This is a genomic window from Mesorhizobium sp. M7A.F.Ca.CA.001.04.2.1 (assembly GCF_003998485.1).
In the GTDB taxonomy this organism is placed as follows: Bacteria; Pseudomonadota; Alphaproteobacteria; order Rhizobiales; family Rhizobiaceae; genus Mesorhizobium; species Mesorhizobium ciceri.
The window spans coordinates 1-9984 of sequence record NZ_RZQT01000178.1 but is presented as its reverse complement, the minus strand read 5'-3'; the positions used below and the strand labels follow the sequence as shown (position 1 = coordinate 9984).

The following is a 9984-nucleotide window of genomic DNA, read 5'->3' as shown; positions in this document are numbered from 1 at the left end:
GGGAACTGCGGCAGCTGTTGGAGGATGAACCCGCTTCCCCACCGATGATGGCGTTCGAGCCAGGGGAACTGCGGCAGCTGTTGGAGGATGAACCCGCTTCCCCATCGATGATGGCGTTCGAGCCAGGGGAACTGCGGCAGCTGTTGGAGGATGAACCCGCTTCCCCATCGATGATGGCGTTCGAGCCAGAGGAACTGCGGCAACTGTTGGAGGATGAACCCGCTTCCCCACCGATGATGGCGTTCGAGCCAGGGGAACTGCGGCAACTGTTAAATGAGCCTGCCTCCACTTGGGCACAAATCAATTCGACCCCACATGCGCGAGCGGACGGTGTTCATCAGCCAGCCCAGGCGCCCCTGGCTCCCTGAACGCAGAAGATAACTTTGCGGAGGAGCGATCACGCAACTGTCGTCGGCGCCGGGCCTCAGGGTGAATGGAGAGGATGGTGTCGCGTGAAGGCGCAACACGCGTGCTGACCGACCTGCATACGTAGGAAGTCGTTCATTGCTCCCAAATCGTATGTGAGGAACATTCCTGTCCCGGCTGCGCCGCGCGATGCTAGGTCGCGTTGTTCAGCGGGTCAAGCCGATGACACCTACGAAGCTACTGATCGGGCAGATCGCCGTTGTGTGCGCAATTGTCATTATCGGCGTATGGACGGCAACCCAATGGTGCGCTCAAATGCTGACCTACCAGACGCCTCTCGGCGCACCATGGTTTCTCTTCGCCGGCTGGCCAATCTACAAGCCGTGGAAGCTGTTTGAATGGTGGTTCCACTTCGATGCTTATGCGCCGGAGGTCTTCGACAAAGCCGGTACGCTTGCAGGCGCCAGCGGATTCCTGGGCTGTGCCGCCGCAATCGCAGGCTCGCTTTTGCGCGCGCGACAGCGCGGGTCGGTTACGACCTATGGGTCTTCACGGTGGGCCACGACTCATGAGGTCGAGACGGCAGGGTTGTTACGGCCGGCGGGCGTTTTCCTCGGTAGGCTGAACGATCGCTATCTGCGCCATGACGGCCCGGAGCACGTCATGGCATTTGCGCCGACGCGTTCGGGCAAGGGCGTGGGGCTGGTTGTTCCAACGCTACTTTCCTGGACCGGGTCTGCCATCATTCATGATATAAAAGGCGAAAATTGGCAGTTGACCTCCGGCTGGCGGTCGAAATTCTCGTACTGCCTTCTGTTCAATCCGACCGACCCGAGATCGGCACGCTACAACCCGCTGCTGGAGGTGCGCAAAGGCCCAGATGAGATCCGGGACGTTCAAAACATCGCCGACATCCTCGTCGATCCCGAGGGCGCGCTGGAGCGACGGAACCACTGGGAGAAGACCAGCCATTCACTTCTAGTTGGCGCCATTTTGCACGTGCTCTACGCTGAAGAGGACAAGACGCTTGCCCGCGTCGCCACCTTCCTGTCGGACCCGCAACGCTCGTTTGCCGCAACGCTACGGCGGATGATGACGACAAACCATCTCGGGACGGGGCATAACCCTCAGGTCCATCCCGTAGTGGCCTCGGCGGCCCGCGAACTCCTGAACAAGTCGGAAAACGAGCGCTCAGGCGTCCTCTCGACCGCCATGTCCTTTCTCGGGCTTTATCGTGATCCAACGGTCGCGGCGGCCACTTCGTCCTGCGACTGGCGCATCGCTGACCTAGTGGATGGAGAGCGACCGCTGTCGCTCTATCTGGTCGTGCCGCCTTCGGATATCTCGCGCACCAAGCCTTTGGTGCGACTGATCTTGAACCAGATCGGCAGGCGGTTGACGGAGCGTCTGGAGGGGGACCCGAAGAAGAGCCGTAAGCATCAGCTGCTCATGATGCTGGACGAGTTTCCGGCGCTCGGTCGCCTCGACTTCTTCGAAACGGCGCTCGCCTTCATGGCAGGTTATGGCATTCGCTCCTATCTGATCGCACAATCTTTGAACCAGGTTTCAAAGGCCTATGGCGAGAACAATGCTATTCTCGACAATTGCCACGTGCGAATTGCCTTTTCCTCCAATGACGAACGCACGGCCAAGCGCATCTCGGATGCCCTCGGCACCGCAACCGAACTTAGGTCGATGCGCAACTATGCGGGCCATCGGCTTGCGCCCTGGCTTTCACATGTCATGGTGAGCCGCCAGGAAACCGCGCGCCCGCTCCTGACGCCAGGCGAGGTGATGCAATTGCCGCCGTCAGACGAATTGGTCCTGGTTTCTGGGTTGCCGCCGATCCGCGCCAAGAAGCTGCGCTATTATCAGGATCAGAATTTCACAGATCGGGTGCTGCCTGCGCCGGTGCTGCACGACGGACCCTATGCGGACTGCCCTGCATCACGCCCGGACGGCTGGACTGGACAAGTGTGCAGCGTCGATAGCCGACTTGCTGCGGACGAGGAAAGCGCCGACGCGCCAGTTGAAGACGAGGGAGGCGTTCAGCAGCAACGCCATCCAAGCCTGCCCGAAGAAGACGTTGTTGTCTCTCAAGAGCCCGATCAGGCCGATCTGTACAAGCCCGCAGACGATGACAGCGAAGCGCTCGCGGACAAGCGTGTCATGGATCGGATTTCCACTGCGGCCCGCGCCTACGGTATCAACGAGGGCAGGGGCGACGATGTCATTCCCGGCTTCTGAAGTCCGCTGAGTTGCAGAGCGCACCTCAGCGTAGATAACGGCCATAAGCAATTTTGAGCGTCTGGCCGATGCTTCTCCCGTCGCCGGCGCAACGCCGGGCCGTCGGAACGAGCCGCATGAAGCCGCACCGCATTCGCCATCAGTTTCTGCTTGAGCCGGAGCTCAGCGAGAAACTGGACAACCTCAGTCGCGATCCGTCAACGACCAAATCAGCGATCGTGGCGAAGGCGATCGAGGCGTTCATCGAGCGGCGTGGCGAGAGCGAGTTCGATCGGCGCTACGGCGTAAGGCTTGACCGGCTCTCCCGCGATCTTGCCCACGTCAGGCGCGATTCCGAGGTGATCCTGGAGAGCCTGGCGCTCTTCATCCGCTTTTCGATCACCCTTCACGCCCACACGCCGGTCCCGGATCGATCAACGCAGGCTATTGCCCAAGAGCGTTTCGAGAAATTCGTTGAGAAGGTCGGCCGCCAGATCGCTTCCGGCAAAAAGTCGCTTAGCAAAGACAATGGTGGGGGAGGGGAAGGATGAGCTCTCATCCCGAGGCCGACCACCGGCGGCGTGTCATGCTGCGCACCGCCATGGGTCCGGCAATCACCGAAGCCCTGGCCGATCCGTCCGTCATCGAGGTGATGGTCAATCCCGACGGCGCGCTGCGACTCGACCGGTTAGGCGAAGGTCGGGTCGATACCGACGTTCACATGCACCCGTCCGAGGCAGAACGTATCATCCGCCTGGTTGCTTCGCACGTGCGCGCCGAGGCGCACGCCGACAACCCGATCGTCAGTGCCGAATTGCCGTCTGGCGAACGCTTCGAAGGCCTGCTGCCACCTGTGGTGTTGGCGCCATGTTTTGCCATCCGCAAGCCCGCCGCGAAAGTCTACACCCTGGCCGACTATGTTGCCGAACGCATCATGCTGCCGCTGCAGGCCGATGCGCTGAAAAAGGCCGTCCGCGAGCGGCGCAACATGCTGATCGCCGGCGGCACTTCCTCGGGGAAGACAACACTCGCCAACGCTCTGCTGGCTGAAGTCGCCGAATGCGACGATCGGGTGATCCTGATCGAGGACACACGCGAACTGCAGTGCGCGGCCAGGGACTGCGTTGCCCTGAGAACAAGGCGGGGCTCGGTCACCCTTGCCGATCTCGTGCGCTCGACGCTGAGGCTCAGGCCGGACCGCATCATCGTGGGCGAGGTGAGGGGCGCGGAAGCGCTCGACATGCTGAAGGCATGGAACACCGGGCACCCAGGCGGCATCGCTACCGTACACGCCAATTCCGCGCGCTCGGCTCTCTATCGCATTGAGCAACTCGCCCAGGAAGCCGTGGTCACCGTTCCCCGCCGGCTCATCGCTGAGGCGATAGATCTGATCGTCTTCATAGCGGGACGCGGCTCGTCGCGCCACATCGACGCAATCGCCGAGGTCACCGGTCTCGACGGCAGCGGCGATTACGCCGTTGCCCCGCTCACGCTTTCGCAACTCCAGCAGCTTTGAAAGGCCTTCCTCATGCGCAAGAAGCTTCGCTTTCTTTCGTCCACAGCGCTCGCGTTTCTTATCACGGCCCCGGTTTATGCCGCCGGCTCAGGCATGCCGTGGGAGCAGCCGCTGCAGCAGATCCTGGAGTCCGTCCAGGGACCGGTCGCCAAGATCGTTGCGGTCATCATCATTATCACCACCGGCCTGACGCTTGCCTTCGGCGACACCGCCGGTGGTTTTCGGCGCCTGATTCAGATCGTCTTCGGTCTGTCGATCGCCTTCGCGGCATCGAGCTTCTTCCTCTCCTTCTTCTCCTTCGGTGGTGGGGCGCTCGTCTGATGGCCGCCGGGGAGCAGCATATCGAGGGCTTCGCAGTACCGGTCCACCGGGCGCTGACCGAGCCGATCCTGCTCGGCGGGGCTCCGCGCGCGGTGGCGATCCTCAACGGTACAGTGGCCGCGGCCATTGGCTTCGGCTTGCAGCAATGGATTGCTGGTCTGGTGCTTTGGATCGCAGGCCACTCGTTAGCGGTGTTTGCCGCAAGACGCGATCCGGACTTCGCCAGCGTGCTTGTGCGCCACCTACGTCTGAAGGGGTGGCTTGCATGCTGAACCTTTCGGAATATCGAAGCAAAGCCGACCGGCTTGCCGACCATCTACCCTGGGCTGCCTTGGTTGCGTCCGGCATCGTGCTCAACAAGGACGGCAGCTTTCAGCGGACGTTGCGGTTCCGCGGCCCGGATCTCGAAAGTGCGACGGAGGCTGAACTCGTCGGCATTTGCGCCCGGGCGAACAATGCTCTCAGACGCCTTGGCTCTGGCTGGGCATTGTTCTTTGAGGCCGAGCGCACAGAAGCGCTGGGCTATCCGAACTCGCATTTTCCTGACGCCGCGTCGTGGCTGGTCGACGAAGAACGCCGCGCTGCTTTCGAGGGGAAGGTAGCGCACTACGAGAGCCGCTATCATCTGACCTTGGTGTTTATGCCACCGCCGGACGCCCAGGCGCGCGCAGAAAGCACGCTCGTCGACTCTCATTATTCCCGAGGAGAAAGAGACTGGCGCCAGGATCTGGCGAGGTTCCGTGACGAGACCAACCGCGTGCTCGATCTCTTCTCGGGTTTCATGTCCGAAGTACGCGTCCTCGATGATGCTCAGACGTTGACCTACCTCCACGGCACGATTTCGCCTCGTCGCCATCCTATCATGGCCCCGGAAACGCCGATATATCTGGATGCAATCCTGGTCGATGCGCCGCTTACCGGTGGCCTGGAGCCGATGCTTGGTGAGCAGCATCTTCGCACACTGACCATCCTCGGCTTTCCGAACCTCACCCGGCCCGGAATCCTCGATACCCTCAATCATCAGGATTTCGCCTATCGCTGGATGACGCGCTTCATTCCGCTCGAGAAAACGGAAGCCACGAAGACGCTGACGCGATTGCGCCGGCAGTGGTTTGCCAAGCGCAAGTCGATCGTGGCAATCCTACGCGAGGTCATTACCAACGAGCCGGTCCCGCTTGTCGATAGCGATGCCGACAACAAGGCGCTCGATGCCGACGAAGCCCTTCAGGCATTGGGCGGTGATCATGTGAGTTTCGGCTATCTCACCACCACCGTGACGGTGTGGGGCGAGGATCGCCAAGCCGCTGCAGAGAAGCTTCGCGCGGTCGAGCGCATCATCAATGGGCTCGGCTTCACCACGATCCGAGAAGGCGTCAATGCGGTCGAGGCTTGGCTCGGCTCATTGCCTGGCCATGTCTACGCTAACGTTCGCCAACCGCTCGTTCATACATTGAATCTTGCCCATCTCATGCCGCTGTCGTCGGTTTGGGCCGGTCCTGCGACAAACGAGCATCTCGCGAAAGTCACCCAAACCGAAGCGCCACCGCTTTTCGTTGCCGAGACCAGTGGGTCGACACCGTTTCGGCTTTCCACCCACGTCGAAGATGTCGGCCACATGCTGGTTGTTGGTCCGACCGGCGCCGGCAAGTCGGTTCTGCTTGCTCTGATTGCTCTGCAGTTCAGGCGCTACGCCGGCGCCCAGGTTTATGTCTTCGACAAAGGCAATTCGGCCCGTGCTGCAACACTTGCCATGGGTGGAGAACACCACGCGCTAGGAGCGGACGGTTCCCTTGCCTTTCAGCCACTGCGCAGCATCAACGACCAGGCTAGCCGAAGCTGGGCGGCCGAATGGATCGCCAGCCTTGTTGCCCACGAGAACGTCACCGTCACGCCGGAGGTGAAGGAGGCTATTTGGTCAGCGCTGGCCAGCCTTGCCACCGCGCCGGCGCAGGAACGCACACTGACCGGTCTTTCGGTCCTGCTTCAATCCAATGCGCTGAAGACCGCATTGATGCCCTACACGCTCGATGGTCCCTTCGGCCGCCTGCTCGATGCCGATCATGATGGGCTGGCCTTGTCGGATGTGCAGTGTTTCGAGACCGAGGAGTTAATGCACAGCCAAGGCGCTTTGCTGCCAGTGCTTACCTATCTGTTCCAGCGACTTGAGGAACGGTTCGACGGACGGCCCACGCTGATCATGCTCGACGAGGCGTGGGTCTATCTCGACAATCCGCTGTTCGCCGCCCGCATCCGCGAATGGCTGAAGGTGCTGCGAAAGAAGAACGTGTCGGTTGTCTTCGCTACGCAGTCGCTGGCTGATATCGCGGGCTCTGGCATAGCGCCGGCAATCATCGAAAGCTGCCCGCAGCGCATTTTCCTTCCCAATGATCGTGCCGTGGAACCCCAGGCGCGCACAGCCTACGAGCGCTTCGGTTTAAGCGAGCGGCAGATCGAATTGATCGCCCGCGCCACGCCGAAGCGTCAGTATTATCTGCAATCGCGCCGCGGCAACCGTCTGTTCGAGCTCGAGCTTGGCCCCATCGCTCTTGCGCTTTGCGGTGCTTCCGATCCGGCCACGCAGACTCTGATCGACAGGATCATGTCCGAAGACGGGCAAGGCAGCTTTGCCTCGCAGTTCCTGATCGCGCGCGGCCTCGATTGGGCCGGCGAACTTCTCAAGCAATTCCCTCAACCAGACAAGGAGCAATTCTCATGATGCGGCGACGCCTTCTCTCCGGCCTGATCACCGTTTCCCTGATCGCCAAGCCTATGGCCGACTATGTGCAGCCCGCCTACGCCCTTATCGTGTTCGATCCGTCCAATTATGCGCAGAACGTGCTGACGGCCGCGCGCGCATTGGAGCAGATCAACAACCAGATCCAGTCGCTGCAGAATCAGGCGACCATGCTGCAGAACATGGCGCGCAATCTTCAGCGTCTGGATTTCTCTTCCGTTGGCCAACTCACCGGTTCGCTCCATCGCATCGACGGCTTGATGGACCAGGCGAGTGGCCTCAGCTTTGATCTGGGCAAGCTTCAAGACCAGTGGCGCAGCCAATATCCGGAAAGCTACGACGCCACGATCAAAGTCAGCGATGTGGCGAGTGCTGCGCGGGAGCGTTGGCAAACCGCCATGCAGGCGTTCCGCCAGACCATGGGTGTCCAGTCGCAAATCGTCGAGAACGTCCGCGCCGACGGCGATCTGCTCGCCGATCTCGTCAACCGCAGCCAAGGGGCGGCCGGTGCGCTTCAGGCAAGCCAGGCCACCAACCAGCTGATGGCGCTTTCGACAAAACAGCAGATGCAGATCCAGACGCTGCTCGCAACGCAGTTTCGAGCTGAGGCCGAGGATGCCGCCCGCAAGGCCCAGTCAGACGAAGCCGCCCGCGAGATGACGAAGCGATTCTTGGGTACCGGCTCGGCTTATCCCGGCAATTAATCACGAGTTCATCACGACGAGAAAGGCAGCGGCATGAACGACCTTGGCGTCATCGATCGCTTCATGGAGACCTTCATCCGCTACATCGACAGCGGGTTCGGTCTGCTATCGGGCGACCTCGCCTTCCTCACTACCATTCTGATCGGCATTGACATCACACTTGCCGGCCTGGCGTGGGCGCTCGGCGACGAAACCAGCGTTCTCGGCCGGCTTGTCCGCAAGGTGCTCTATGTTGGCGTCTTCGCCTTCATTCTGAACAATTTCAAGAACCTCGCCGATATCGTTTATCGTTCTTTTGCCGGTCTCGGGATTAAGGCGTCGGCCGGCAATCTGTCGGCAGACAATCTCTTGCGCCCGGGCCGCATTGCCGCGACCGGTTTCGAAGGTGCTTGGCCAATGCTTGACCAAGCCAGTCAGCTCCTGGGCTTCCCGGAAATCTTCGGCAACGCACTGACCATCTTCGTGCTGCTGATGGCCTGGTTCCTGGTCATCATCGCCTTCTTCATCCTTTCCATCCAGCTTTTCATCACCATCCTAGAGTTCAAGCTCACCACGCTGGCAGGTTTTGTTTTGGTTCCATTCGCACTTTGGAACCGTTCAGCGTTCCTGGCCGAACGCGTGCTCGGCCATGTTATCTCGTCAGGCATCAAGGTGATGGTGCTCGCCGTCATTGTCGGTATCGGCTCCACGCTCTTCGGGGAGTTCGCTTCCGCATTGCAAGGCAAGGAGCCGGATCTTGCCGGTGCCATGTCCCAGGTACTGGGCGCACTGGCACTGCTTGGCCTTGGCATTTTTGGGCCGGGGATCGCGTCGGGTCTTGTCTCAGGCGCACCGCAGCTTGGGGCGGGCGCCGCCCTCGGCACGACCGCGGCGGCAGCGGGTGTATCACTCGTTGCTGGAGGCACAGCATTTGCTGGCGCGCGTATGGCAACCAGCGGCGGTCTCGCCGCCATCCGAGCCGGCACAACAATGGGATCGGCTGCTTCCACGTCATGGCAGATCGGGCGCGCAACCTCGCCCGACGCTGGCCTCTCCGGTGTGGCTGCTGGAATGCATGGTGTAACCAGTGCAGCTGGCGGCGCCGCTATACGCATAGCGCGATCCGCCACTGCAAGTGTTGGGCGCAACGCCGATGCCGGGCGCGATGCCGCGTGGACCGCGACCGGCGGCGCGCCGACAGCGTCAATGACCGAACGCTCTGCCGGTTCGGCCACTGTTTCGGCGCCGACGTGGGCAAGGCGCCTACGTTCTGAACAGACCGCCCGGGCAAATCGCCACGCTGCCGTGCAAGCTGTCCGAGACGGAGACCGGCCGGGAGGCAGCGCCAACCCCTCTCTCAACGACAAGGATGACTAGATGCTCTTCAAGCGACCCGTGCACCGTTACGGCAAAACACCCGAACCGGTCACGCCGTATCAAAAAGCCGCCCAGCTGTGGGACGAGCGCATCGGCTCATCTCGACTGCAGGCCAGGAACTGGCGGATCATGGCCCTTGGCTGCCTGGCCTTGGCGACCGGGCTTTCCGGCGGACTCGTATGGCAGTCGATGCAAAGCCGTGTCGTGCCTTATGTCGTCGAGGTCGATGGCTTCGGCGAGACGCACGCCGTCGCGCCGGCGATCCGGAATTATGAGCCCTCGGATGCTCAGATCGCCTGGCATCTCGGCCGCTTCATCCAGAATGTCCGTTCCGTTTCCACCGATCCGGTTTTGGTACGGCAGAACTGGTTGGCAGCGTACGACTTTGCTAGCGATCGCGCAGCGCTCTTCCTCAACGAATACGCCAAGGCGAACGACCCCTTCGGTCAGATCGGAACGCGCAGTGTTTCGGTACAGGTCACCAGCGTGGTCAGAGCCTCCGAAAGTTCATTCCAGGTCAAATGGACCGAGCAGGTGTTTGAGCGCGGAAGCCTTGCCAGCACGATGCGCTGGACTGCGATCCTCACGATCGTGATCCGCTCGCCAAGCAATACGGATCAGCTGCGCAAGAATCCGCTCGGCGTCTTCATCAATGCCATTGACTGGTCACGCGAGCTCGACAGCGCCGTCCCAGCCCCCCTTTCTCCGACGGAGTCCACCAATGAAAGGTAAAATGTCACCGATTCGTGCCGTGCTGATCC

Annotated in this window: 10 protein-coding genes; all 10 read left to right on the top strand. The window is 61.3% G+C overall.

Annotated features, from left to right (window positions below; all coding sequences use genetic code 11):
* Positions 1–368, top strand: a 368-nt coding sequence (locus tag EN955_RS35180; RefSeq protein ID WP_206523769.1) for a hypothetical protein, incomplete at its 5' end; no start/stop codon positions are given.
* Positions 369–588: 220 nt separating this feature from the next.
* Positions 589–2613, top strand: coding sequence for a conjugal transfer protein TraG (locus EN955_RS31530; RefSeq protein ID WP_024502848.1), 2025 nt, complete (start codon positions 589–591; stop codon positions 2611–2613).
* 116 nt (positions 2614–2729) lie between these two features.
* Positions 2730–3143 carry a CopG family transcriptional regulator gene (locus EN955_RS31525; protein ID WP_024502849.1) on the top strand — a complete coding sequence of 138 codons (414 nt, stop codon included), beginning with the start codon at positions 2730–2732 and terminating at the stop codon, positions 3141–3143.
* Positions 3140–4108, top strand: a complete 969-nt coding sequence (trbB, locus tag EN955_RS31520) for a P-type conjugative transfer ATPase TrbB (RefSeq protein WP_024502850.1) — start codon at positions 3140–3142, stop codon at positions 4106–4108. The genes EN955_RS31525 and trbB overlap by 4 nt, the downstream gene beginning before the upstream one ends.
* Positions 4109–4120: 12 nt before the next feature.
* The gene (locus EN955_RS31515) at positions 4121–4429 is read left to right on the top strand and encodes a TrbC/VirB2 family protein (protein ID WP_024502851.1); all 309 of its coding nucleotides are present in this window, start codon (positions 4121–4123) and stop codon (positions 4427–4429) included.
* Positions 4429–4701 (top strand): VirB3 family type IV secretion system protein, encoded by a 273-nt coding sequence (locus EN955_RS31510; RefSeq protein WP_024502852.1) that lies wholly within the window; start codon positions 4429–4431, stop codon positions 4699–4701. Before EN955_RS31515 ends, EN955_RS31510 begins: the two co-directional genes overlap by 1 nt.
* On the top strand, positions 4695–7145 hold the full coding sequence (trbE, locus tag EN955_RS31505; RefSeq protein ID WP_024502853.1) for a conjugal transfer protein TrbE: 2451 nt from the start codon (positions 4695–4697) through the stop codon (positions 7143–7145). Before EN955_RS31510 ends, trbE begins: the two co-directional genes overlap by 7 nt.
* Positions 7142–7867 (top strand): P-type conjugative transfer protein TrbJ, encoded by a 726-nt coding sequence (gene trbJ, locus EN955_RS31500; RefSeq protein WP_024502854.1) that lies wholly within the window; start codon positions 7142–7144, stop codon positions 7865–7867. Before trbE ends, trbJ begins: the two co-directional genes overlap by 4 nt.
* Before the next feature lie 33 nt (positions 7868–7900).
* A complete protein-coding gene (trbL, locus tag EN955_RS31495) occupies positions 7901–9223 on the top strand; it encodes a P-type conjugative transfer protein TrbL (RefSeq protein WP_024502855.1) in 1323 nt (440 codons plus the stop codon).
* Entirely contained in the window at positions 9224–9955 is a 732-nt protein-coding gene (gene trbF / locus EN955_RS31490; protein ID WP_024502856.1) for a conjugal transfer protein TrbF, read from the top strand.
* Positions 9956–9984: the final 29 nt, after the last annotated feature.

Bases quoted from the DNA above. Each gene is read 5' to 3' on its own strand.
- EN955_RS31530 (WP_024502848.1), top strand. From the start codon at position 589: ATGACACCTACGAAGCTACTGATCGGGCAGATCGCCGTTGTGTGCGCA.
- EN955_RS31525 (WP_024502849.1), top strand. From the start codon at position 2,730: ATGAAGCCGCACCGCATTCGCCATCAGTTTCTGCTTGAGCCGGAGCTC.
- trbB (WP_024502850.1), top strand. From the start codon at position 3,140: ATGAGCTCTCATCCCGAGGCCGACCACCGGCGGCGTGTCATGCTGCGC.
- EN955_RS31515 (WP_024502851.1), top strand. From the start codon at position 4,121: ATGCGCAAGAAGCTTCGCTTTCTTTCGTCCACAGCGCTCGCGTTTCTT.
- EN955_RS31510 (WP_024502852.1), top strand. From the start codon at position 4,429: ATGGCCGCCGGGGAGCAGCATATCGAGGGCTTCGCAGTACCGGTCCAC.
- trbE (WP_024502853.1), top strand. From the start codon at position 4,695: ATGCTGAACCTTTCGGAATATCGAAGCAAAGCCGACCGGCTTGCCGAC.
- trbJ (WP_024502854.1), top strand. From the start codon at position 7,142: ATGATGCGGCGACGCCTTCTCTCCGGCCTGATCACCGTTTCCCTGATC.
- trbL (WP_024502855.1), top strand. From the start codon at position 7,901: ATGAACGACCTTGGCGTCATCGATCGCTTCATGGAGACCTTCATCCGC.
- trbF (WP_024502856.1), top strand. From the start codon at position 9,224: ATGCTCTTCAAGCGACCCGTGCACCGTTACGGCAAAACACCCGAACCG.